Source organism: Planotetraspora silvatica (assembly GCF_016863315.1).
Classification (GTDB): domain Bacteria; phylum Actinomycetota; class Actinomycetes; order Streptosporangiales; family Streptosporangiaceae; genus Planotetraspora; species Planotetraspora silvatica.
The window spans coordinates 73,778-98,328 of the sequence record NZ_BOOQ01000026.1; the positions used below are offsets into that span (position 1 = coordinate 73,778).

The following is a 24,551-nucleotide window of genomic DNA, read 5'->3' on the forward strand; positions in this document are numbered from 1 at the left end:
TCCACGGGTCGTTGACGAGGGGAGACGGGCGACGTGACCGATCAGGTGAACGAGGCGGCAGGCGCCCCCTCACAGGCGCGCGAGCGGCACGCTCAGCTCACGGAGCTGATCGAGGACGCCAACTGGCGCTACCACGTGCTCGACTCGCCGACGGTGAGTGACGCGGAGTACGACGGGTGGATGCGGGAGATCAGGGCGCTCGAAGAGGAGCATCCGGACCTGCGCACCCCCGACTCGCCCACGCAGAAGATCGGCGCGCCGATCTCCACCGAGTTCGCCGCCGTCGCGCATCTGCAGCGGATGGAGAGCCTCGACAACGCCTTCAACGACGCCGATCTGGCGGGCTGGCAGGCGAGGGCCGAGCGGCTCGCCGAGACCGACCCCGCGCCCTACCTCTGCGAACTGAAGATCGACGGGCTGGCCATCGCGCTCGTCTACGAGAAGGGGCGCCTGACCAGGGCGGCCACCCGGGGAGACGGCCGCACGGGTGAGGACGTGACGCCCAACGTGCGCACGATCGGCGACGTGCCCCAGCGGCTGGCCGGCGACGATGTCCCCGACCTGCTCGAGGTGCGGGGCGAGGTCTTCCTGCCCGTCGAGGGGTTCAAGAGGCTCAACGAGCAACTCCTGGACGCGGGGAGGGCGCCGTTCGCCAATCCGCGCAACTCCGCCGCCGGATCGCTGCGGCAGAAGGATCCGCGGATCACCGCCCAGCGGCCGCTCCGGATGATCGTGCACGGGGTCGGCAAGTGGGAGGGGACGGAGCCGCCGAAGACCCAGTCGGACACCTACGACCGGCTCGCGGCCTTCGGGCTTCCCGTCAGCGACCGCTACAAGGTCGTCGGGACGCTCGATGAGATCGCCGGCTTCATCGCCTATTACAACGAGCATCGCCACGACCCGGCGTACGAGATCGACGGCGTGGTCGTGAAGGTCGACCGGATCGTCGTGCAGCGCCAGCTGGGCTCCACGAGCAAGGCCCCCCGGTGGGCGATCGCGTTCAAGTACCCCCCGGAGGAGGTCACGACCAAACTCCTCGACATCCAGGTCGGCGTGGGCCGGACGGGGCGCGTGACACCGTACGGCGTGATGAGGCCGGTCGTGGTCGCGGGGTCGACGGTGGAGCGGGCCACGCTGCACAACGGCTCGGAGGTGGTCCGCAAGGGCGTGCTGATCGGGGACACCATCGTGTTGCGCAAGGCGGGCGACGTCATCCCGGAGATCGTGGGCCCGGTGGCCGACCTCAGGGACGGGTCGGAGCATGCCTTCGTCATGCCGACCCACTGCCCCGAGTGCGGCACCGAGCTCGCCTACGAGCGTGAGGGCGACGCCGACCTGCGCTGCCCCAATGCCCGGGCCTGCCCCGCGCAACTGCGCGAGCGCATCTTCTTCGCCGCCGGGCGCAACGCCTTCGACATCGAAGGGCTGGGATACGTCGCCGCCACGGCTCTCACACAGCCGCTTCCCCCGCAGGAGCCGCCGGTCCGGACCGAGGCCGACCTGTTCGATCTCACGATGGACCGGCTGCTCCCGATCAAGTCGGTGGTCCGCGACGTCGAGACCGGGCTCCCCAAGGCGGATCCGGAGACGGGAGAGCCCAAGGTCGTCTCGTTCTTCGCCACGATCGCGGGGGCGCCCAGCAAGAACGCGGAGAAGATGCTGGAGCAGATGGACAGGGCCAAGGCCCAGCCGCTCTGGCGAGTGCTGGTCGCGCTGAGCATCCGCCACATCGGGCCGCCGACCGCGCGGGCCCTGGCCGACGGGTTCCGCTCGATGGACGCGATCGCCGCCGCCTCAGAGGAGGAGCTGGCCGCGGTGGAGGGCATCGGTCCGCGCGTGGCCGCCACGATCAAGGAGTGGTTCGAGGTCGACTGGCACCGCGAGATCGTGGACAGGTGGCGCGCCGCCGGTGTGAGCATGGTGGACGAACCACCCGCCGATCAGCTGCCGCAGACCCTCGAGGGCATGAGCTTCGTCGTGACCGGGACGCTGGCGGGCTTCAGCCGCGACGAGGCGAGCGAGGCCATCACCAGCCGGGGCGGCAAGGTCTCGAGCTCGGTCTCCAAGAAGACCAGTTTCGTCGTGGTGGGGGACAGCCCCGGATCCAAGTACGACAAGGCGGTCAAGCTCGGCGTGGCCGTCCTCGACGAGGAGGGCTTCCAGACGCTCCTTCAGGACGGTCCGGAGGCGGCGGAGGCCGCTGCCGTCACGCCGGAGGCCTGATCGGCTGGTAAGGCTGGACGTCAAACGTAATCACCGCAGGAAGCCGGGCCTCCGGGCCGTCGGCGCGCAAAAACTTGCCCCCATTCCGATGGATCTGAGCCGCTTTTGTCAGTGGATCTCAGGAAATCTACCGTAACTGACCGTGCGCAACCGGTTTCGCGAAGTGGCCCAGAGGTCGTACCCTCCCATAGTGACCTCTTGGGGGGTTTCTGACCTATGGCGCTATCTAGCAATCTCTGGCCATGTGCAGAGATTGCCCGTTCTGGCAGTCTCATGGTGACTTCTGAGATTGCTCCGGCCGACGCGCGCGACACCGGGCCGCGTCCCGGCTCGCCCCTGTGGGGCTACCTCACGGCCGTCATCGTCGTGGGTTTCGCCGCGCTGATAGCGGCGCAGGTACGGCTCGGCACGGGCGACCTGGCGGACGCCACCCGGACCCCGCTCTTTTGGATGTTGTCCGTCCTCGTCGTGCTGGGTGAGCTGCGTCCCGTCATGGTCAGCTCCTCGACCGCGGTCGGCGGCACCCCGACCTCGGCGATGTTCACCTTCGCCGTCCTCATGCACTACGGCCTGCCGACGGCGGCGCTGATGCAGGCCGTCGCGGTGGTCGTCAGCGGTGGCCTGCACCGCAGGGCGTGGCACCGCGTGATGTTCAACATGGGGCAGGTGACGCTGGCCTGCACGGCGGCGGCCGTCGCGTTCGCCGCGTTCGGGATCCATCCGCGGCCCGACGCCCCTTGGACGCCCGACGGCATGGACATCCCGGCCCTCGCCCTGGCCGCGTTCGCCTACTTCGTGGTCCGGGCCGCGCTGGTCTGCTCGGCCGTCGCGCTCCACGAGCGCAAGCCGGTCCTGCGCGTCGTCAAGGCGTCGATCGGCCCGCAGGCCCTCGTCTACGGAGCGCTCCTCGGGCTCGCGCCCCTGGTCGCGGTGGTGATGTCGCACTCCTCGGCCCTGGTCCCGCTGTTCGTGGCGCCCCTCGCGGCGGTGCACTTCACCGCCACGCTGTCGTTGCGCCGTGACCATCAGGCCACCCATGACGGACTGACCGGACTGCCGAACCGGAAGATGCTCATCCTGCGCACCATGGAGGCGCTCGCCGAGGCGCGCGAGCATGAGCGCGTCGGCCTGCTGCTCCTCGATCTCGACCGGTTCAAGGAGGTCAACGACACGCTGGGTCACCCGGTCGGTGATCGTCTCCTCCAACTCGTCGCCCATCGGCTCAGCCACAGCGTGCGGCCGGGGGACGTGGTCGCCCGCCTCGGCGGAGACGAGTTCGCCGTGCTCCTGCCGTCCATCAGGGACGCCCACGCGGCCAAGGAGGTCGCCTCGCGGTTACGGGTCGCGCTCACCCAGCCCGTCCGGCTGGAGGGCATGACCTTCGATCTGGACGCCTCGATCGGCATCGCGCTCTATCCCGACCACGCGCCCGACTTCGAACTGCTGTTACAGCGCTCGGACGTCGCGATGTACCTGGCCAAGGAGCACCGGACGGGCGTGGAGTTCTACGTGGCGGACAAGGACCGCAACTCGCCCGAGCGGCTGAGCCTGCTCGGCGATCTCCGGCTGGCCATCGAGTCGGGCGACCTCGACCTCCACTACCAGCCCAAGGTCAGGTTGAGCGACGGCACGGTCGAAGGCGTCGAGGCCCTGCTGCGCTGGTGGCACCCCCTGCGCGGCCCCGTCTCGCCGGTCGAGTTCATCCCGCTCGCCGAGCAGTCGTACCTCATGCGCGAGATCACCCAGTACGTCATCAAGAAGGCGCTGGCCCAGGCCGGGCGGTGGTGGGAGGCCGGCATCGGCGTGCCGATCTCGGTGAACGTGTCGGCGCGCGACCTGCTCGACTCCAACCTGCCCGAGCAGCTGGAGGCGGGGTTGAAGGAGTTCGGCCTGCCGGTGGACGCGATCCGCCTGGAGATCACCGAGCGCGTCCTGATGACCGACCAGGCCTACATCGCCGACACCATCAAGACGCTGGCGGACATGGGGGTCCACCTCTCCCTGGACGACTTCGGCACCGGATACTCCTCCCTCGTCCGCCTCCAGCGGCTGCCCGTCTCCGAGGTCAAGATCGACGCGTCGTTCGTCCGGCGGCTGGCGGAGTCGGCCGACGACGAGCAGATCGTCCGATCCATCGTCGACCTGGTCGGCTCGCTGGGACTGCGGGCCGTCGCCGAGGGCGTGGAGTCCCTGGAGATCGCCACGATCCTGCGGGAGATGGGCTGTCCCGCCGGTCAGGGCCGGTGGCTCGCCAAGCCCATGTCGGCCACGGAGACGGCCGTCTGGCTGCGATCTCGCCTGAGTCCGGCCTTCGTGGCCCGCGCCGTCGACCAGGTGCGGCTCGCCCCCCATTGACCTGCCCGGCCTCGATGACCCGGCTTTAATGAGTCGGTCGCGCTCGGAGACGAGCCCTAGGATGGGAAAGTCCAATCTCCATCCATGAAACGGGTTCGACGACTCATGTCCGCCATAACCCGCGATGAGGTCGCTCACCTCGCCCGGCTGTCCCGGCTGGCGCTGGACGAGGGGGAGCTCGACCACTTCGCCGCCCAGCTCGACCAGATCGTCGGCGCGGTCGCCCGCGTCGCGGAGGTCGCGGCCGGAGACATCCCGCCCTCTTCGCACGCAGTGCCGCTGACCAACGTGTTCCGTCCCGACGAGGTACGGCCGTGCCTGACGCCGGAGCAGGCGCTCTCGGGCGCGCCCGCCGTCGAGGACGACCGGTTCCGCGTGCCCCGCATCCTCGGGGAGGAAGCATGAGCCTGATCCACAAGACCGCCGCGGAGCTGGGACGGCTCGTCGCCTCCCAGGAGGCCTCCGCCGTCGAGGTCACGCAGGCCCATCTCGACCGGATCGCCGAGGTCGACTCCAAGGTCTCCGCGTTCCTGCACGTGGACGCCCAGCGGGCGCTCGAGCAGGCGCGCACGGTGGACGAGCGGATCGCCAAGGGCGACAAGCTCGGCCCGCTGGCGGGCGTGCCCATCGCCCACAAGGACATCTTCGCCACCGACGACATGCCGACGACCGCCGGGTCGAAGATCCTCGAAGGCTGGCGTCCGCCGTACGACGCGACGGTGACCCGCCGCCTCCGCGAGGCCGGCCTGATCATCCTCGGCAAGACCAACCTCGACGAGTTCGCGATGGGCTCCTCCACGGAGAACTCGGCGTACGGGCCCTCGCACAACCCGTGGGACCTGTCCAGGATCCCGGGCGGCTCGTCGGGCGGCTCCTCCGCGGCGGTCGCCTCCTTCCAGGCGCCGCTGTCGACCGGCACCGACACGGGCGGCTCGATCCGCCAGCCCGCCGCCGTCACCGGCATCGTCGGAATGAAGCCGACCTACGGGGGATCGTCCCGATACGGCCTCATCGCGTTCGCGTCGTCGCTCGACACACCGGGCCCGTTCGCCCGCAACGTGCTCGACGCGGCCCTGCTCCAGGAGGCGTTCTCGGGCCACGACGAGTTCGACTCGACCTCGATCGACGCGCCGGTCCCGCCTGTGGTCGAGGCCGCCAGGCAGGGGGACGTCGCCGGGCTGCGCATCGGCGTGGTCAAGGAGCTCGGCGGCGAGGGGTTCCAGCCCGGCGTCCTCGCCCGGTTCCACGAGACGGTCGACCTGCTGGAGTCCCTCGGGGCCAAGGTGGTCGAGGTCTCCTGCCCGACGTTCGGTTACGCCCTCCCGGCGTACTACCTGATCGCGCCCTCGGAGTGCTCGTCCAACCTCGCCCGCTTCGACGCCATGCGGTACGGCCTGCGCGTCGGGGACGACGGCACCCGCAGCGCCGAGGAGGTCATGGCGCTCACCCGGGCCGCCGGTTTCGGGCCCGAGGTCAAGCGGCGGATCATGCTGGGCACCTACGCCCTGTCATCGGGCTACTACGACGCCTACTACGGCCAGGCGCAGAAGGTCCGCACGCTGATCTCGCGGGACTTCGAGGCGGCGTTCCACCAGGTCGACGTGCTGATCTCGCCGACCACGCCGACGACCGCGTTCCCCATCGGGGAGCGGGCCGACGACCCGATGGCGATGTACCTGGCGGACCTGTGCACGATCCCGAGCAACCTCTCGGGCAACGCCGCGATCTCGGTGCCGTGCGGTCTCGCCGACGAGGACGGCCTGCCGGTCGGCCTGCAGATCATGGCTCCGGTGCTCGGCGACGACCGGTGCTACCGCGTCGGCGCGGCGGTGGAGAAGGCGTTCACCGACCGCTGGGGCGGCCCCCTGCTGTCCAAGGCGCCCACGCTCTAGGCGCCCGTACCGAAGAGGGGAGGAACGGCGGCGTGATCACCCGCATCGAGATTGACGGCTTCAAGTCCTTCCAGGACTTCAAGCTGGACGTACCGCCGTTCCTCGTGCTCATCGGCACTAACGCCAGCGGCAAGTCCAACCTGCTCGACGCGCTCAACTTCGTCGCGACCGCGGCGACCCGCGGTCTGGACGCGGCGGTGGCCGAGGTCCGAGGCGATGCCCGTGGCCTTTTCCGTCGTCGTGGCGACGGCACCCGCGTCGACCGGATGAGTTTCGCCCTGGAGTTCCGCCGTTGGCGCTATGAGTTGCGGCTCTCTTGGGCCGTACCGGAAGGCGCCCTAGAGGGCATCGTGGTCGAGGCGCAGCGGCTCGTATCGCTGGAACGCCGGTTGCCGCGAGGGCGCGACGCCGAGTCCCGGCCCCTGCAAGGCGTCGAAATCGGCGAGCAGGTCATCGAGCTTCTTCCCACCTCGTCGGCAGAGCCGGTAGGCCTGTCCGGGCTGCTGGATTCACCCGTTCTGCGGCCCAAGGCCGATTCGAGAATCGTGTGGGACATCCGACGCGAGCTTTCCGAAGTGCGGTCCCTCCATCTCGAGGCAGGCTCCCTCCGCCGTGCGAGCGAGTTCGGCGGACCCAAGCGGATGCATTCGACTGGGCATAACCTGCCGAACTACCTCCGGTTCCTGGCGCGGGAGACGGCGTCCGAGAACCGGCCGCTCGGTGTGGTCGCTGAGATCAAGATGCACCTCGTCGGCCTGGTCAGGGAGATCAGCGATTTCGTGATCGTCGAGGACGAGCGTCGCAGAGACGTCAGGCTCGAGTTCGCGTCGCCGTACGACCAGAGTCTGGATGCGGAGTTCGCCTCGGACGGCACGCTCCGCATGCTGGCGATCCTGGCCTCCTTGCACGATCACGGGACGGTCGCCGTCGAGGAGCCGGAGAACGGAGTTTTTCCCGAAAGACTCCGGCAGATGCTCGGTCTAGCGCGGGGTCTTGTATCGGATCCGCGTGAGTCTCCCGAGCGCTATGGAATGGCTGAAGAGCGTCCTCGTCAGGCGATCTTCACGAGTCACTCGCCTGTGGTGCTTGAAGTGGTCCCTTACGAGAACATCGCCTTTCTCGACATGACCACCGCCCTGGAGAACGGGATCGCCAGCCGGGTGACCCGGGTCAGGCGGCTGAGAGAAGATGGCGGGCCTGTACGAATCACCGGTGAGAGGTGGCCTCGCATCACGGATTCGGAGCTCGACAGGTTCCGCGCCGGGGTCGAGGAGGCGGTCTGATGCGGAGCCTGAGCTGCGTGCTGGTCAGAGAGGGGCCGTCCGACGACTGGTTTCTGCCGATTCTGCTCCGGAGAGCGTTGGAGAACCTCGTCGTCGAATGTTTCCCGGCGTGTAGAGAGGTTCAAGAGGTGCGCAGCCTGACTCAGGCCGGCAACCAGCATCCCACGCCAGTTCTGCAGGCGCTGGAACAGGAGCGTGGAACCTTCGACGTGGTGCTCTACCACCACGACGGCGCACCGCCCGCCAAGTCCGACCCCGTCATCGAGCGGATGCGGCAGAATTGGGCGACCAGCGACTTCGTCGAGCCTCTCGTGGCCGTCGTTCCCATGAGGGAGACGGAAGCTTGGTTACTCGCTGATCATGTGGCTCTGGCGAAGGTGCTCAATGTGCGGAGGCTCACCAGGGCGCCGGCGTTCGGCTCAGAGGTGGAGTCCTGCCAGAGGCCCAAGGCGGTTGTGGACATGCTGCTGAGGGACGAGGCCGGAATCAACCCGAACAAGTACGGCGTGCTACAGAACTTCTATGTATCGGTGGCGGAGACCACTGACATTGGCGAACTGCGGAAGGTCCCGGCCTTCCAGCAATGGTGGAATGACATGATCGAGGCTTTGGAAGGACTGGGTTACCAGCATGGCTGAAACCGTGACGCTCATGCCGTACGACGAGGCGCTGGAGCGCTTCGAGCCGGTGCTGGGGCTGGAGACGCACGTCGAGCTCGGCACCGCGTCGAAGATGTTCTGCGGTTGCCCGACGACGTTCGGCGCACCGCCCAACACGCACGTGTGCCCGATCTGCCTGGCGCTGCCCGGCTCGTTGCCGGTGGCCAACGTCAAGGCGATCGAGTCGACCATCAGGATCGGCCTCGCGCTGAACTGCTCGATCGCGGAGTGGTGCAGGTTCGCCCGGAAGAACTACTTCTATCCGGACATGCCGAAGAACTACCAGATCAGCCAGTACGACGAGCCGTTGTGCACGGACGGCTACCTGGACGTCCAGGTCGAGGGCAAGACCGTCCGGGTGGAGATCGAGCGGGTCCACCTCGAGGAGGACACCGGCAAATCCACTCACGTCGGCGGCGCCACCGGCCGCATCCAGGGCGCCGACTACTCGATCGTCGACTACAACCGGGCGGGGATCCCGCTCGTCGAGATCGTCACCAAGCCCGTCGAGGGGACCGACAGGCTCGCTCCCGAGGTCGCCAAGGCGTACGTCACGGAGCTGCGCGAGCTCCTGCGCTCTCTCGGCGTGTCCGACGTCCGGATGGAGGAGGGCTCGCTGCGCTGCGACGTCAACGTGTCCCTGATGCCGCGCGGGTCCTCGACGTGGGGCACCCGCACCGAGACCAAGAACGTCAACTCGCTGCGTAGTGTCGAGCGGTCCGTCCGGGGTGAGATCGAGCGCCAGGCGGCGATCCTGGCGGACGGCGGGCGGATCATCCAGGAGACCCGCCACTTCCACGAGGACACCGGGGCCACCACGTCCGGCCGGTCCAAGGAGGAGGCGCAGGACTACCGCTACTTCCCCGAGCCGGACCTGGTGCCGATCGCGCCCGACCCCGCGTGGGTGGCGACGCTGAAGGCCGAGCTCCCCGAGCTGCCGTCCGTACGGCGGGCGCGTATCCAGGCGGAGTGGGGAGTCTCCGATCTCGACATGGCGGCCATGCACAACGCCGACGCCATCGAGCTGGTGGAGGCGACGGTCGCGGCCGGGGCCCCGGCCGCCGACGCGCGCAAGTGGTGGATGGGCGAGCTGGCCCGCCGGGCCAACGAGGCCGGTACGGCTCTCGCGGACCTGCCCATCACGCCCGGCGACGTCGCCAAGGTGACCGAGCTGGTGGCCTCGGGGGCGTTGAACGACAAGCTGGCCCGCCAGGTGCTCGAAGGCGTGCTGGCCGGAGAGGGCGCGCCGGAGGCCGTCGTCGAGAAGCGGGGCCTGCGGATCGTCAACGACGAGGGCGAGCTGTCCGCGATCATCGACCAGGTGCTGGCGGGCAACGCCGACGCGGCGGACAAGGTGCGATCGGGCAAGATCGCGGCCGTGGGCGCCCTGGTCGGCGGAGTCATGAAGGCCAGCCGCGGCAAGGCCGACGCCGGCCGGGCCCGCGAGCTCATCCTCGAGAAGCTCGGGGTCGAGGGATAGTTCTCCACTCGCCGCGCGCGGTGTGCCGGCGTCGCCTGACGGCGGCGCCGCGCGCGGCGGGAAGCCCGCTCTGGCGGGGCTTTCGTACCCGAATGAGAGATGCGCCGGCGAGGAGCCCGTGTGGCGTTCGGGGATGTCGTTGCGCCCGCGAGTTTCTGGCACACAGAACGTTGTTGTTTCATGACATATCTCGAAGGCAGGCTTTAGGGTTGGCTGAACGGAGTTGCCCTTGAGCAGGAGGAGACCGAGGCGTGCGGAACGCCGGAGCGTCCATCGATCCGCCGACAGATCCGCTGTCGGCGGTGCCCGCCTCCGATCCGCCCAAGAAGCATCCGGTCCGGTCGAACGCGTCCTCGCTGCCTCCCGGAGTCTCCGCCGACATCTTCGGTGAGAGGTCGGCGCAACCCGCGCCCGGGCCGTCGGCCTCCACGCAGGGCAGCAGCCTCCCTCCACCCGCGTCCCCGGTCGAGTTGTGGCCTGTGGTCGACACGACGGTCATCGAGGAGCCGGTCGCGCTGGAGCCGGAACCCGAGCCGAAGCGGCGGACCCTGCGCTACACGATCGTCGGCCTGGCCGTCCTGCTGCTGCTCGCCTACCTGATCCCCGCGATCTCCATGTCCGGCCGGATCCTGCCCGGCACCCTGGTCCTCGGCGTCGACATCGGCGGGCAGAGCACGTCCGACGCGGTGCTGAGCCTGCAGGAGAAGCTGTACACCCAGACCCGCTCGCCCATCGTCGTCCGGCAGGGCACCCACCGCATTCCCGTGGACCCCAACGAGGCGGGTCTCCAGTTCGACGCCGAAGCGACCGTACGGCAGGCGCCGACGGGGTTCCCCACCCCCGCGCAGGTCCTGGGGTCGATCTTCAGCGGCCGTGATCTCACGCCGGTCGTCTCGGTCGACCAGGTCAAGCTGGAGGCCGCCGTGGCCAAGGACATCGGCGCCTCCCTCGAGGACCCCGCCCAAGAGGGCGACGTCACGTTCAAGGGGACGACTCCCGTTCCGATCTACCCGCACCCGGGCAACGGGATCGACAAGACGGTCGTGGCCCGGGACATCCAGCGGGCCTACCTCAGCCCGAACGTCACGGTCATGGCCGCGGCGGTGAAGGACGATCCCCAGGTCGACCGGGCCGCCGTGCAGCGGGCCGTGGCCTGGGCGAAGCGCGCGGTCTCCGAGCCGATCACGCTGACCGTCGGCGCGAAGTCCGTCCAGCTTCCCCCGGACACCCTGGCCGGGCACCTGTCCTTCGTGCCGGAGGGACACTCCCTGAAACCGCGGTTCGACGCCGCGGCCGCCGCCGTCGGCTTCGAACACCGGCTGGTCGCCGCCGAAGCGGGAGCCAGGAACGCCACGTTCACGATCGAGGACGGCAAGCCGGTCCTGGTGCACGCCCGGGACGGCAAGAGGGTGGACACCGGACGGCTGGGCGTCGACGTGATCGCGGCGATGGAGGGCGGGAGCCGTACCGTGCCGGTGACGCTGGTCAGCGCGCCGCCGGTCGTGACGGACGACGAAGCGGCGAAGATGGGCGTCAAGGAGAAGGTCGGCGAGTTCACGACCTCCTACGCCTGTTGCCAGCCGCGGGTGGCCGACATCCAGGCCGCCGCGCGTGTGCTGAACACCCATCTGGTCAAGCCGGGGGAGACGTTCTCCTTCAACGAGTTCGTCGGGAGGCGGGACGTCGCCGGCGGGTTCAGCGGAGCCGCCCTGCCCACCTTGATCCGGGGGAAGGCCGGCTCGGACGTCGCGGGCATGACCCAGGTCGCCACCACGATGCTCAACGCCGTGATGCGCGCCGGGTTGGCGGACGTCGAGCGCACGGCCCCTGATGTGTACATGCCGCAGTATCCGGCCGGGATGGACGCCACGGTGTCCTATCCGGAGCCGGACCTGAAGTGGACGAACGACTCTCCGTACGGCGTGCTGATCCAGGCGTCGGCGAGCGACACCGCGTTGACCATCTCCCTCTGGAGCACCCAGCGGTACGACGTGCAGATCGGTGAGCCGGTCAAGTCCCGGTTCCTCCATCTCGCGCCGGTCGAGGGAGCGGGCCCGGACTGCGTGCCGGTTCCCGAGCAGCCGGGCTTCACGGCAGAGGTCACGCGGGTCATCAAGCGGGACGGGAAGGCCGACGACCGCCAGTCGTTCACGACCGTCTACAGGCCCCAAGCCGAGATCACCTGCCCCGCCCCTCCCTCGTGATCATGCACAGGTTCGGGTGTGGCCCACTTGACCTGCGCCGATCCAGTTCGTGATCATGCGCAAAGTCGAGATCACCACGCCTGACCTGCACCGACACCTGCCGTGATCATGCACAAGGCGCCCGCCCCCGAGGGCGCCCGCGCATGATCAGCCGGCCGAGTTCCCGGTCGGCACCACGAGAATGCGGTCGTCGCCCCGGCGGGGAGACCCACGGCCGTCCTTGTTGCTGGTCCCGACCCACAACGTCCCGTCGGGGGCGGTGGCCACCGCGCGCAGCCGGCCGTACTCCCCGGTGTAGAGGGCTTGCGGCCGTCCGGCCTTGCCGTCCGCGCTCAGCGGGATCCGCCACAGCCGCTGGCCGCGCAGTGCCGCCGCCCACAGGGAGCCGTCGGCGTAGGCGAGCCCCGACGGCGAGGCCTCGTCGGTCGACCAGGTGAGCAGCGGGTCGGTGTACTTGCCGTCCCCGCCCATGCCCTCGACGTCGGGCCAGCCGTAGTTATGGCCCTTCTCGATCAGGTTGACCTCGTCGTAGGTGTTCTGGCCGAACTCCGTGGCGTACATGTGACCGCTGGAGTCCCAGGCCAGCCCCTGGACGTTGCGATGGCCGTACGACCAGACCAGGCTGCCGAAGGGGTTGCCGGGCGCGGGCTTGCCGTCCACCGTCATCCGCAGGATCTTGCCGGCCAGGGAGTTCCTGTCCTGGGAGAGCCCGCGCTCGCCGGTCTCGCCGGTCGACGCGTAGAGGTAGCCGTCGGGGCCGAAGGCCAGGCGCCCCCCGTTGTGGATCGACCCCCTCGGGATGCCCGTGACGAGCGGGACGGGGTCGGACAGGCCGCCGTCGTACCGGTATCTGACCACCCGGTTGTCGCCGTCGGCCGAGAAGTACACGAAGACGTAGTGATCCGTCGCGAAGCCCGGGGACACGGCCACGCCGAGGAGGCCGCCCTCCCCACTCGGGGAGACGCCGTCGATCACGCCCACGTTCGTGACCTGCCCCTTCGGAGTGACCCGGACCACCTTGGCCGAGTCCCTCTCCGTCACGAGCGCGTCGCCGCCCGGCAGGAACGCGATGGCCCAGGGCACGGCGAGATCCGTCACCAGGGTGCGCGGCGCCCCGGAGACCTGCGCCGGCGCCGATCCGGTCAGCGGGCCGGGCGTCAGGGCCCCGCCCGCGTGTCCCGGCGTCGTGCCCTGACCCGGCGCGGCCCCGCCAGGCTGCTCCGGCGCAGCCGAGCATGCCGTTACCGCCGTGATCGCCACGGCCACCGCCACCGGCGACGCCCATCGTGCGAATCGGCCCGTCTTCACCATGTTTCGTGACCTCCCTCGTCCCTTCCATACTCGCGTTTCGCCGCGGAGGTTCCCTAGGTTTGTTCTTGTGAAGATCTGGGTCGCCTCGCAGGACCTCGCCGACGTGCTGTCCGATCTGCCCAAGGAGTTGCCGGACGATCCTCCGGAGATCGAGTGCGCCGTCTACGACGGCAGGGGAGCGCTGCCCGGCCCGCCCGATGAGGTGGAGATCTGGGTGCCGCCGCTCGTCCCGGTGCCCGGCACCCCCGGGCTGCTCGGCCGGATGACCGGACTGCGCCTGCTGCAGACCGTGACCGCCGGCGTCGAGGCGTACCTCCCGCATGTTCCGGAGCACGCGATGCTCTGCAACGCCCGTGGCGTCCATGACGCGGGGACCGCCGAGTGGATCGTCGGCGCGGCGATCGCCGTGCTCCGGGAGTTCCCCGGGTTCGCCGCGGCCCAGGCTCGGCGCGAGTGGACCTACCACCACACCGGCGTCCTCGACGGCGCCACCGTTCTCATCGTGGGGTACGGCTCGATCGGCGAGGCCGTGGAACGCCGCCTCGCCGGGTTCGAGGTCGACGTCGTCCGCGTGGCCAGGACCGCGCGCGAGAACGTCCACGGGGAGGACGAGCTTCCCGCTCTGCTGCCCTCGGCCGACGTCGTCGTCCTGCTCGTCCCGGTGACGGCCGGCACCGTGGGCATGGTGGACGCCCGATTCCTCGCGCGGATGCGGGACGGGGCCGTGCTCGTGAACGCGGCACGGGGCACCGTCGTCGACACCGACGCTCTGGTCGCCGAACTCGAGAGCGGGCGCCTGCGCGCCGCCCTCGACGTCACCTCCCCGGAGCCGCTGCCCCAGGACCATCCCCTGTGGACCGCGCCCGGAGCCTTCATCACACCGCATGTCGCCGGCAGCACCCCCGCATCCGTACGGCGGACACGAGAACTCGTGCGCTCTCAGGTCATCAGATACGTGACCGGCGAGAGACTCGCTAACATGATCACGGGTCATTACTGAGCGCTCGCCGTCGAGACGACACGAGCGACCAGGGACTTGACTGGCGGTCCTGACTGGTCCATTAAGGAATCCGGAACGTGGCTGCTCCGTGACCTGTAGTGCGTACGGTGAACCTCGTCGCGCGTGGCCGGTTATCAGATCGGTGACGACTCACTGGTTGTCGCCTTACGGATCAGGCGCTGTGCGCAGACTGGCCATGTGACATGGAGAGTAAAGCCGGGTCGAGGACGGGAGGGGCAGTGACGTCACACCCCGCCGGGCGCGACGACGCCGACGCGGCTCCATCTCCGGAGGCGACGGCGCCGGACGTACCGGCTTCGGACGTACCGGCACCGGACACGGAGCCACCGGGGACGGCGGAAGCGGACGCGGTGGCGTCCGACGCCGCCGAACCAGGCCATGAGGCGACGGCCGCGGAGACGGTTACGCAGACGGCCGCACAGACGGCCGCAGGGACAAGGGACACAGGGGCGATTCGCGTGGACGGCAGGCGCAACCCGAGGGGTTCGCTCACCGCCGCGGCCGGACTCGGCGCGGTGGGGCTCGCCGCTGCGTTGATCGGCGGAGGCTCCCCGTCCATCATCGCCGCCGTGGCCGGCGTCGCCGCCGGCCTTCTCGCCGCCTTCTCGCTGTTCCTGGCCGCCTTCCGTGCACAGCCGGGGCAACGGCCGCGGCCCGCCGCCTGGCGTTGGCTGGCGGTGGGGACGCTGACCTGGCTCGTCGGCATCGGCCTGCGCCCGGTGGCCGACGGCACCCCTTTCGTTCTCACTTTCGCTGACCTGCTGCTTCTCGTCGGATCCGTGTTGATGGCGATCGGTTGCGGGGTCGCTGTGACTCCCTCCGCCTACAGCAGGAGCGCGTTCCGGCAGGCCGCCGACGCCTATCTGGGCGCCGCGTCGATCTTCACCGTGGGCTGGGTCCTCCTCCTCGGCCCCGCCTTCCAGAAGGCGGAGGAGCCCGGAGCGTTCTTCTCCACGCTTGCGCTGCCGATCGTCTGCCTTTTCGCGGCCTGCGCGGTGGCGCCCGCCGTGGCCGCCGCCCGCTCGGGAGGCCGCGTCGTGGGTCTCGCCGGCGTGATCGTGCTCGGCGCGATCACCGTGGCCGAGGTGAGCACCGCCCTCGCCCGGCTCAGCGGAGACGACCCGCCTCTGGCGACGGTCCTCATCGCGCCGGCCGCCTTCCTCGTGCTCGCCGTCGCGCCATGGCTCGACCAGCGGCGCCTTCGCAGGCCTCTGCCGATCGCGCTCACGGCCGCCACGCCGCTCGTGCTCGTGGGCGTCGCCACCGTCGCGGTCGCCGTCCAGGCGATCAGCGGCAACCGGGACGCGGCCCTGTCCGCCATCGCCGCCTCCGTCGTCCTCGTCCTGCTCGGCCGGCTGTTCGTGCTCCTGGTGGAGACCGCGGGGATGCGCCGCCTCGTCGACGTCGGCGAGCGGCAACTGCGCCAGCTGGCGGAGAACACGGGTGACCTCGTTCTCGTGTGCGATCACGACGGCGTCATCAGGGAGATCGGCGCGGCCGTCCAGGAGACGTACGGCTACTGCCCCGACGATCTCGAGGGCCGCCCGATGTTCGACTACATCCACCCCGAGGACGTGCCCGGCATCCAGGCGCTGCTGCGGCGAATGACCTCCGAGGACGACGGGCCCGATGGGCCCGGGACCTGCCGGATCGCCTGCCGGGTCCGGGCGGCGGACGGCACCTGGCGGCCGACCGAGTCGGTCGCCACGCGAGACGTCAGGAACGAGGACCAGATCCTCGTCAGCGTCCGGGACATGAGCGACCAGGTGGCCCTGCGGAACCAGGTCACCCACCTGACCTTCCATGACGGTGTCACGGGCCTGCCCAACCGGGCCTACTTCGAGGAACGCGCACGGGAGGTCCTCGCCCGCCGCGGCTCTGGCCGTACCGCTGTGATCTTCCTGGACCTCGACGGCTTCACCGGGGTCAACGACTCGGTCGGCCACGCGAGCGGCGACTACCTGCTCGGCCAGGCCGCACGCAGGCTCCGCTCCGCCGTACGGGCCGACGACACGCTGGCCCGCTGGGGCGGCGACGAGTTCGCGGTGTTGCTGGAAGGCGGCGTCTCCACCGGCTCGGACGCCCAGACCGCGATCGACCTGGCGGAACGTCTGGTGCGCGCGGTGTCGTCCGAGCCCTTCCGGGTGGCGGACCGCGACATGGCCCTCACCGCCAGCGTGGGCGTCGCGTTCGCCGAGGACGGCCTGTCCGCGGGCGACCTCCTCCGCAACGCCGACGTCGCGATGTCCCGTGCGAAGGAACTGGGCGGCAGGCGGGTCGAGGTGTTCGCCGCGCACATGCACGCCGACGTCGTCCGCCGGCTGGAGATCGCGGCCGACCTCCAGAGGGCCCTGCTCGACAATCAGTTCGCCGTCGAATACCAGCCCGTCGTCGACCTGGCGACCTCCCGCGTCACGGCGGTCGAGGCGCTGGTCCGGTGGTGGCGGGGAAACACGTTCGTCCCGCCCGAGCAGTTCCTCGGGCCGGCCGAGGACACCGGCCTCATCGTTCCGCTGAGCGAATGGATCCTCCGCGAGGCGTGCAACGAAGTGGCCGCCTGGCGGGCCTCGTCGCTCGACATCGGCCTGTCGCTCAACCTGTCCCTGCGCCAGATCACCGCTCCCCGGTTCGTCGAGACCGTCTCCCAGGCGCTCGCGGAGAGCGGCCTGCCCGCGAGCGCGCTGACCCTCGAAGTCATCGAGGAGATGCTCGTCGAGGACGCCGAGGACACGATCAACAAGCTGTCGCAGCTACGGGCTCTCGGCGTACGGCTGGCCATCGACGACTTCGGCACCGGCTACGCGTCGCTGGCGTTCCTCCGCCAACTGCCCGTGGACATGATCAAGATCGACCCGTCGTTCGTCTCAGGCCTCGGACGGGACGAGACCCTCACCCTGCTGACCCGCACGATCGTACGGCTCGGCCATGATCTCGGCCTGATCGTCGTCGCTGAGGGGATCGAGCGCCCCGAGCAGCTCGAACTGCTGCGTGAAATGGGCTGCACCCGTGGTCAGGGTTACCTGGTCGGGCGCCCCATGGCGGCCCGCGGCGTCGACTCCCTCATGCGCACGCCCCTGCAGAACACCGCGTGACCTCTTGCCTCGCCTCAGGCGAGGCAAGAGCAGGCACCATCCCGGATGCTGAGATATCCGTCCCAGATGATTTGACGTGAGGGCCGGGGATCGGACATGGTGTAGCCATGCATCGCGATGGGATCCTCGTAGTACTTCGCAGGCGCGCAGCCTGACGAAGTCTCGGTCCTGCGCGCGCCCCAGCTCCGCTCAGCGGATTGGGGCGTTTTTTATGCCAGCGCAATCCCAGCAGACAAGCTCAGCCACAAGGAACGAGCCGATGACCGAACAGATGACAGGTGCCCAGGCCCTCGTGAGAGCCCTGGAACACGTTGGGGTCGACACGGTGTTCGGGATCCCGGGCGGCGCGGTACTCCCCGCCTACGATCCCCTCTACGACTCGGTCAAGGTCCGGCACGTGCTTGTACGGCACGAGCAGGGCGCCGGCCACGCTGCTGAGGGATACGCCCAGGCCACCGGCAAGGTGGGGGTCTGCATGGCGACCAGCGGTCCGGGGGCCACCAACCTGGTCACCCCGATCGCGGACGCCTACATGGACTCGGTGCCGATCGTCGCGATCACGGGCCAGGTGGCGTCCCAGCTGATCGGGACCGACGCCTTCCAGGAGGCGGACATCTCCGGCATCACCATGCCGATCACCAAGCACAACTTCCTCGTCACCGAGGCCGCGGACATCCCCAGGACCATCGCGGAGGCGTTCCACATCGCCTCGACCGGCCGTCCGGGGCCGGTGCTGGTGGACATCGCCAAGGACGCGCTGCAGGACATGATGGAGTTCTCGTGGCCGCCGGTCATGCAGCTTCCGGGCTACCGTCCCGTCACCCGGCCGCACTCCAAGCAGATCCGTGAGGCCGCGAAGCTGATGATCGAGGCCAAGCGCCCGGTCCTGTACGTCGGCGGCGGCGTGCACCGCGCGGGGGCGTCGGCCGAGCTGATCGAGCTCGCCGAGCTGACCGGCATTCCCGTCGTCACCACGCTGATGGCCCGGGGGACGTTCCCCGACAGCCACCCGCAGCACATGGGCATGCCGGGCATGCACGGCAGTGTCTCCGCGGTCGGCGCCCTGCAGCGCTCCGACCTGCTGATCGCGCTGGGCACGCGGTTCGACGACCGGGTGACCGGCCAGTTGTCCAGCTTCGCGCCGAACGCCAAGGTCATCCACGCCGACATCGACCCGGCGGAGATCTCGAAGAACCGCCACGCGGACGTGCCGATCGTGGGCGACTGCCGCGAGGTGATCGGCGACCTGGTCACGACCATGCGCAACGAGCACAACGAGGGCCGCAGGGGCGACTACTCCGAATGGTGGAAGCTGCTCAACGACTACAAGAAGACCTACCCCCTCGGTTACGAGCAGTTCGCCGACGGATCACTCGCTCCGCAGTACGTCATGGAGCGGCTGAGCGCCATCGTCGGCCCGGACGCGTTCTACGTGGCGGGCGTCGGCCAGCACCAGATGTGGGCCGCGCAGTTCATCGGATACGAGAACCCGGGGTCGTTCATCAACTCGGGCGGCGCGGGCACGATGGGCTTCGCCGTCCCCGCCGCGATGGGCGCCAAGATGGGACGGCCGGACGCCACGGTGTGGGCCGTGGACGGCGACGGGTGCTTCCAGATGACCAACCAGGAGCTCGCCACCTGCGCGATCGAGGGCGTGCCGGTCAAGATCGCGCTCATCAACAACGGTAACCTCGGCATGGTCAGGCAGTGGCAGACGCTGTTCTACGACCAGCGTTATTCCAACACCGACCTGCAGAGGGTCAAGAGGATTCCGGACTTCGTGAAGCTGGCCGAGGCATACGGATGCGTCGGTCTGCGCTGCGAGCGGCCGGAGGACGTCGACGCCACCATCCGCAAGGCCATGGAGATCAACGACGTGCCTGTGGTGATCGACTTCGTCGTCCATCAGGACGCGATGGTCTGGCCGATGGTCGCGGCCGGCACCAGCAACGACGACATCAAGTACGCCCGTGACATGGCGCCGAAGTGGGAGAGCGAAGAATGAGCGAGCGGGGCAACGGGGCCTGCGCCGAAGGCGCCATGAGGAGGGTGGCATGAGCCGTCACACGCTGTCCGTGCTGGTCGAGAACAAGCCGGGAGTCCTGGCGCGGGTCGCCGCGCTGTTCAGCCGGCGCGGGTTCAACATCGACTCCCTGGCCGTCGGCCCGACCGAGCACCACGACATCTCGCGGATGACCATCGTGGTCAACGTGGAGGACCTCCCTCTCGAGCAGGTCACCAAGCAGCTCAACAAGCTGGTCAACGTCCTCAAGATCGTTGAGTTGGACAACGTCCAGTCGGTGCAGCGCGAGCTGATGCTGATCAAGGTGAGGACCGACTCGGAGAGCCGGTCCCACGTCCTGGAGCTGGTGAACCTGTTCCGCGCCCGCTGCGTCGACGTGGCCCCGGACGCGGTGACGATCGAGGTCACCGGCACGACCGACAAGCTGGCCGCGTTCGTCAAGGTCCTCGAGCCGTACGGCATCAAGGAGCTTGTGCAGTCGGGCATGGTGGCCGTCGGCCGGGGTGCCCGTTCCATCACCGATCGTTCGTTGCGGGCGCTCGACCGCATCGCATAGCCGTACGCGCCGCACAGCCGTACGCACGTGGTCGGGCCCGTGCCGAGCGAGCGCGACCATCCGATTCCGAAAGGCAAGCAAGTGACTGAGATCTACTATGACGACGACGCCGACCTGTCGATCATTCAGGACCGCCACGTCGCCGTCCTCGGATACGGAAGCCAGGGTCACGCCCACGCGCTGAGCCTGCGTGACTCCGGTGTGGACGTCCGGGTGGGGCTGCTCGAGGGCTCGAAGAGCCGGGAGAAGGCGGAGGCCGACGGCCTGCGCGTGCTGACGCCCTCTGAGGCCGTCGAAGAGGCCGACCTCACGATGATCCTCGCGCCCGACCACATCCAGCGGCATCTGTACGCCGAGCATGTCGCGCCGAACCTGGTCGAGGGTGACGCGCTGTTCTTCGGGCACGGCCTCAACATCCGGTACGGCCTCATCGAGGCGCCGGAGGGCGTCGACGTCGCCATGGTCGCGCCCAAGGGCCCGGGCCACCTCGTCCGCCGGCAGTACGCGGCCGGCCGCGGCGTTCCGGTCCTCGTCGCCGTCGAGCGCGACGCCACCGGCAACGCGTGGCCGCTGGTCCTGTCGTACGCCAAGGGCATCGGCGGCACCCGCGCGGGCGCGCTGAAGACGACCTTCACCGAGGAGACGGAGACCGACCTGTTCGGCGAGCAGGCCGTGCTCTGCGGCGGCGTGTCCGAGCTCATCAAGGCCGGGTTCGAGACGCTGATCGAGGCGGGCTACCAGCCCGAGGTCGCCTACTTCGAGTGCCTTCACGAGATGAAGCTGATCGTGGACCTGATGTACGAGGGCGGCCTGTCCAAGATGTACTGGTCGGTCTCCGACACCGCCGAGTACGGCGGCTACACGCGGGGCCCGCGCGTGGTCAACCCGGAGACCAAGAAGGAGATGCGCCGCATCCTCGACGAGGTCCAGGACGGCCGCTTCGCCCGCGAGCTGGTCGAGGAGTTCGACTCCGGCCAGGGCAACTTCAACAAGTACCGCGAGGAGCTCGCCGGTCACCCGATCGAGCAGACCGGCGCCAAGCTGCGCCCGATGATGAGCTGGCTGAAGGGCGAGTAGCCCGCAGCGCCGGCGCTCGCGCCGGCAGCGTGACGCAGTGCGACGCGGCGCCGCCGACCTCGGCGGCGCCGCGTCGCGCGTTCACCCACCCCGCGCCGGTACGGCTCAGCACTGGACGGGCTTGAGCCACGAACACTCCAGGTCGCCACCCGCGGGCGGGTTCACCCGGAGGACCGAGGCGCCGTCGACGGCGGTCGACCGCTTGAACTCGGCCAGCCGGACGGCGATCTTGTCCTCCAGGTCCTTGGGCGCCCCGGAGAGGTAGCCGTTGGAGATCACGGAGAAGACGAGGGGCTCGCCGTCGGCGCTGGTCACATAGCCCGACAACGCCGAGACGCTGGTCAGCGACCCGGTCTTGGCATGCACGTTCCCCGCCGCGGGAGTGCCCACCATCCTGCTGCTGAGCGTCCCGCCGACGAACCGCTCGCTTTCGCCCGCGACGGGCAGCGCGTCGTACCAGGTCTGGAACCAGGGCTTGCCCTTGAGGGTCACGAGCAGTGAGGCGATGCCCGACGGCGTCAGGCCGTCGATCCTGGACAGGCCGGAGCCGTCGCGGAGCCGTGCCGTGGGAACCCCGTTGGCCTGCGCGAACGCCGAGGTGACCGCGAGTCCGGCGGGCCAGGTGCCCTGGCCGGACATCTTCCGGCCCATCGCCTTGGTCAGGATCTCCGCGTGCATGTTGTTGCTCAGCTTCATGAACGGGACGAGAAGCTTGCTGAGCGGCATCGATTCATGGTCGGCCACGGTCGTCGAACCGCTGGGGGCGGCCCCGCGAACGGTGGGACCGTGGACGCGCACTCCGTGCTCGGCGAGGGCGGCCCGGAACAGCGACGCCGTGTAGAGCGTGGGGTCCCACACCGAGATCCAGTCCTCGTACCGGTCGGCCACGGTGCCGGTGATCACGACGGTGTTGGTGCCGTGTTCACGGACGATGTTCGCGTCGGTGGTCGTCCCGGTGACCGCCTTGTTGACGATCTTCAGGTAGTCGGTGGCGGGCGTGGTGGAGATCTTGGCGGGCGTGCCCGGCGCGCTTCCCGGGTCCGCCGAGACGATCACCGATCCCGCGTCGTAGTCGGTGTCGGGCGAGGTGGTCAGTGCTGAGATCTGGCCCGCGTAGTAGTACGGCTCGTCGTCCCAGGTCCAGTCGGCGCCGAGCCGTACGTCGTCGAACCAGGTGTCGTCGGCGAGTAGACGGCCGGTGACCTCCTTGACCCCCGACCGGGCGACCTTCGCGGCCAGCGCGTCGTAGTCGGCGGCCAGCATGGTGGGGTCGCCCGTTCCCTTGAGCACGAGGTCGCCCTTGATCGAGCGCCCCGGCTTCGATGTCGTGAGGACCTTGGTGCTGAACCGGTAGTCCAGGCCGAGCGTCTCGACCGCGGCGGCCGAGGTGAGCAGCTTCGTGTTGGACGCCGGGATGAACAGCTTGCCCGGCCGCAGCGAGTAGAGGTCCTCGCCGGTCTCCGCGCTCTTCACGACCACCCCGGCCTGAGCGGTCGTGAGCCGGGGGTCGCTGAGGATCTGGTCGATGTCATGCGTCAGGTCGCTGACCCCGGGCGCCGGATCGAGAGCGCTCGCCGGAACGCCGGAACCCGCGATCCCCGCCACGAGAACCGCGCACGCGAGCACGATCGAGCTTCGTCGTGATGACCGCACGATCAACCCCCAATGATAGGTCTTTCGCGATCATTGAGAATTCTCGACTGCGCCTCAATACGGAAATATGCGTATCTGTTCCCGGATCAGGCGTGATCAGGCTTGGGCGGCCACCAGGAAGGCGCAGTCACCGAAGGCTATCTCGTCGCCCGTCCGAACCCTGGCAGGCCCGGCCAGCCGCCAGCCGTTCAGTCTGGTCCCGTTCATGGAACCCAGGTCGACGAGCATCCAGGAATCGTCGGAGTCCTTGCGCAACTCGGCGTGGACCCGCGAGACCGTCAGGTCGGTCAGCACGAGATCGCATCCCGTTCCCCTACCGACGACATACCGGGCGCGGTTGTCCACGGGCAGGGCCAGCCGGGGAAGGCGCGGCCGTCGCCACGCGGCCTCGACCCGGTGGGTGAAATCCGACACCGAGCCGACGGCCTCGGTGATGCGTCTGCGCCAGCGGCCGCGGTGAGGCAGGTCGGCGATCAGCTCGTCCAGCTCGCCGCGGCTCCGTGCCCGCAACGCCATGTCGACTCGGCCGACGAAGGTCTCCATGGACAGGCGTCCCTCGGCGGCGCGGTCGCGAAGCTCGCTGAGCGCGCGCTCGCGATCCCCGTCAGAGGCGCGGACCGGGGGAGAACTCATGACTGGAGTATCCGACGCATGCGCGCGGAGTGTCCAGAAGATCCCTGCATTCTCTCCTTTTTGGGGTGCTGTTACCCGCTGTTTGGTCAGGGCTTTCCGAAGTCCTGGGTCCAGTACGGCCCGCCGGCCTTGGCGTACCCGACGCCGATCTCCGTGTAGGTGCAGTTCAGAATGTTCGCCCGATGCCCGGAGCTGTTCATCCAGCCGTCCACGACGGCGGCGGCGCTGCTGTAGCCCTTGGCAATGTTCTCGGCGGCCGCGGAGAACGAGTAACCGGCCGCCTTGATGCGGTCGACGAACGTCCTGCCGTCCTTGGAGTCGTGGTCGAAGTAGTTCTTCGCGGACATGTCGGCCGAATGGCCGAACGCCGCGGCGCGGAGCTTCGCATTGGCCTTGAGCGGACGGCAGCCGGCCTTGGCGCGCTCGACGTTGGTGAGGCGCACGACCTCCTGCTCCACGGCCGTGCCGACGCCCGACGACGAAGATCCGCCCGAGGACCCGCCCGTCGACGATCCGCCCGATCCCGAGGTGCCGCCGGAGGTCCCGCCTGAGGGAGTCGAGCCGCCAGCGGAGCCGCTGCTCGCGGGAGGCGCGGGGCAGGCCACGCGGACCTGCTTCGACGTGCCCGTGTGTCCCTTGTGGTCGGAGACGGTCGTGTAGAACAGGCCGTTCGCGCAGGGGAGGGCGATCGTCACCCGCGCGTTCCGGATGACCTTGGAGCCGCTCTTCGTCATGCGGTCGTTCCCCGGCTGGACCTTCCAGACGCGAACCTGGAAGGTCGCCTTGTCGACGCAGCCGGCACGCGAACCCGCCGCACGGACCTTCCCGTCAGAAGCGCGGGACGGCACTCCCGCGAACACCCGGCAGTCCTTCCCCGCTGTCGAACTGGGGGAGGGAGAGGGGGACGGCGTCGGTGTGGGGGTGGCGGAGACCTCGGCCTGCGCGTTGGCGACGGGCGCCGTGGTGGGGGTGGAAGCCGCCTGGCCTCCACAGGCCGCGAGACTTCCGACGCACAGGATCGCTCCGAGCGCTCTCTTCACGATCTTTCTCCAGTGGGGGTTCGACGCTGGATGCAAATCGCCATTATGG

The 24,551-nt window shown here is 69.3% G+C and carries 17 protein-coding genes; 13 read left to right on the plus strand and 4 right to left on the minus strand.

The annotated features are described in order from the left end of the window. The first annotated feature begins 33 nt into the window (after positions 1-33). The 8 genes from ligA (at position 34) to Psi02_RS19645 (ending at position 12,096) form a co-directional block, all read left to right on the plus strand. Positions 34-2,223, plus strand: coding sequence for an NAD-dependent DNA ligase LigA (gene ligA, locus Psi02_RS19610; RefSeq protein WP_239095003.1), 2,190 nt, complete (start codon positions 34-36; stop codon positions 2,221-2,223). A gap of 273 nt (positions 2,224-2,496) precedes the next feature. Next, positions 2,497-4,578, plus strand: coding sequence for a putative bifunctional diguanylate cyclase/phosphodiesterase (locus Psi02_RS19615; protein WP_203976153.1), 2,082 nt, complete (start codon positions 2,497-2,499; stop codon positions 4,576-4,578). Positions 4,579-4,683: 105 nt separating this feature from the next. After that, positions 4,684-4,983 (plus strand): Asp-tRNA(Asn)/Glu-tRNA(Gln) amidotransferase subunit GatC, encoded by a 300-nt coding sequence (gene gatC / locus Psi02_RS19620; protein ID WP_203976155.1) that lies wholly within the window; start codon positions 4,684-4,686, stop codon positions 4,981-4,983. Further along, a complete protein-coding gene (gatA, locus tag Psi02_RS19625; protein ID WP_203976157.1) occupies positions 4,980-6,470 on the plus strand; it encodes an Asp-tRNA(Asn)/Glu-tRNA(Gln) amidotransferase subunit GatA in 1,491 nt (496 codons plus the stop codon). Before gatC ends, gatA begins: the two co-directional genes overlap by 4 nt. Positions 6,471-6,502: 32 nt before the next feature. Beyond that, complete coding sequence (locus Psi02_RS19630) at positions 6,503-7,753, plus strand: AAA family ATPase (protein WP_203976159.1); 1,251 nt, start codon at positions 6,503-6,505, stop codon at positions 7,751-7,753. Then, complete coding sequence (locus Psi02_RS19635) at positions 7,753-8,391, plus strand: DUF4276 family protein (RefSeq protein WP_203976161.1); 639 nt, start codon at positions 7,753-7,755, stop codon at positions 8,389-8,391. The genes Psi02_RS19630 and Psi02_RS19635 overlap by 1 nt, the downstream gene beginning before the upstream one ends. After that, positions 8,384-9,892, plus strand: a complete 1,509-nt coding sequence (gene gatB, locus Psi02_RS19640; RefSeq protein WP_239095004.1) for an Asp-tRNA(Asn)/Glu-tRNA(Gln) amidotransferase subunit GatB — start codon at positions 8,384-8,386, stop codon at positions 9,890-9,892. The genes Psi02_RS19635 and gatB overlap by 8 nt, the downstream gene beginning before the upstream one ends. Before the next feature lie 251 nt (positions 9,893-10,143). Beyond that, complete coding sequence (locus tag Psi02_RS19645; RefSeq protein ID WP_203976164.1) at positions 10,144-12,096, plus strand: VanW family protein; 1,953 nt, start codon at positions 10,144-10,146, stop codon at positions 12,094-12,096. A gap of 147 nt (positions 12,097-12,243) precedes the next feature. On the opposite strand, the gene Psi02_RS19650 is transcribed toward Psi02_RS19645, so the two are convergent. Then, the gene (locus tag Psi02_RS19650; RefSeq protein WP_203976166.1) at positions 12,244-13,407 is read right to left on the minus strand and encodes a PQQ-dependent sugar dehydrogenase; all 1,164 of its coding nucleotides are present in this window, start codon (positions 13,405-13,407) and stop codon (positions 12,244-12,246) included. Between the two features lie 67 nt (positions 13,408-13,474). On the opposite strand from Psi02_RS19650, the gene Psi02_RS19655 reads away from it, so the two are divergent. The 5 genes from Psi02_RS19655 (at position 13,475) to ilvC (ending at position 21,176) form a co-directional block, all read left to right on the plus strand. Further along, a complete protein-coding gene (locus Psi02_RS19655; RefSeq protein ID WP_239095005.1) occupies positions 13,475-14,407 on the plus strand; it encodes a 2-hydroxyacid dehydrogenase in 933 nt (310 codons plus the stop codon). A 239-nt stretch (positions 14,408-14,646) separates the two neighbouring features. Then, on the plus strand, positions 14,647-17,520 hold the full coding sequence (locus tag Psi02_RS19660) for a putative bifunctional diguanylate cyclase/phosphodiesterase (RefSeq protein ID WP_239095006.1): 2,874 nt from the start codon (positions 14,647-14,649) through the stop codon (positions 17,518-17,520). A gap of 211 nt (positions 17,521-17,731) precedes the next feature. After that, positions 17,732-19,525, plus strand: a complete 1,794-nt coding sequence (locus tag Psi02_RS19665; RefSeq protein ID WP_203976168.1) for an acetolactate synthase large subunit — start codon at positions 17,732-17,734, stop codon at positions 19,523-19,525. Between the two features lie 49 nt (positions 19,526-19,574). Then, on the plus strand, positions 19,575-20,099 hold the full coding sequence (ilvN, locus tag Psi02_RS19670) for an acetolactate synthase small subunit (RefSeq protein ID WP_203955636.1): 525 nt from the start codon (positions 19,575-19,577) through the stop codon (positions 20,097-20,099). Positions 20,100-20,189: 90 nt separating this feature from the next. Continuing rightward, positions 20,190-21,176, plus strand: coding sequence for a ketol-acid reductoisomerase (ilvC, locus tag Psi02_RS19675; protein ID WP_203955710.1), 987 nt, complete (start codon positions 20,190-20,192; stop codon positions 21,174-21,176). A 105-nt stretch (positions 21,177-21,281) separates the two neighbouring features. Here ilvC and dacB read toward each other — a convergent pair whose 3' ends face one another. From dacB to Psi02_RS19690, 3 genes are all read right to left on the minus strand, one after another. Further along, positions 21,282-22,829 (minus strand): D-alanyl-D-alanine carboxypeptidase/D-alanyl-D-alanine endopeptidase, encoded by a 1,548-nt coding sequence (dacB, locus tag Psi02_RS19680; protein WP_203976455.1) that lies wholly within the window; start codon positions 22,827-22,829, stop codon positions 21,282-21,284. 96 nt (positions 22,830-22,925) lie between these two features. Next, a complete protein-coding gene (locus Psi02_RS19685; RefSeq protein WP_203976179.1) occupies positions 22,926-23,462 on the minus strand; it encodes an FHA domain-containing protein in 537 nt (178 codons plus the stop codon). Positions 23,463-23,548: 86 nt separating this feature from the next. Beyond that, on the minus strand, positions 23,549-24,502 hold the full coding sequence (locus Psi02_RS19690; RefSeq protein ID WP_203976181.1) for a CAP domain-containing protein: 954 nt from the start codon (positions 24,500-24,502) through the stop codon (positions 23,549-23,551). Positions 24,503-24,551 lie beyond the last annotated feature (49 nt).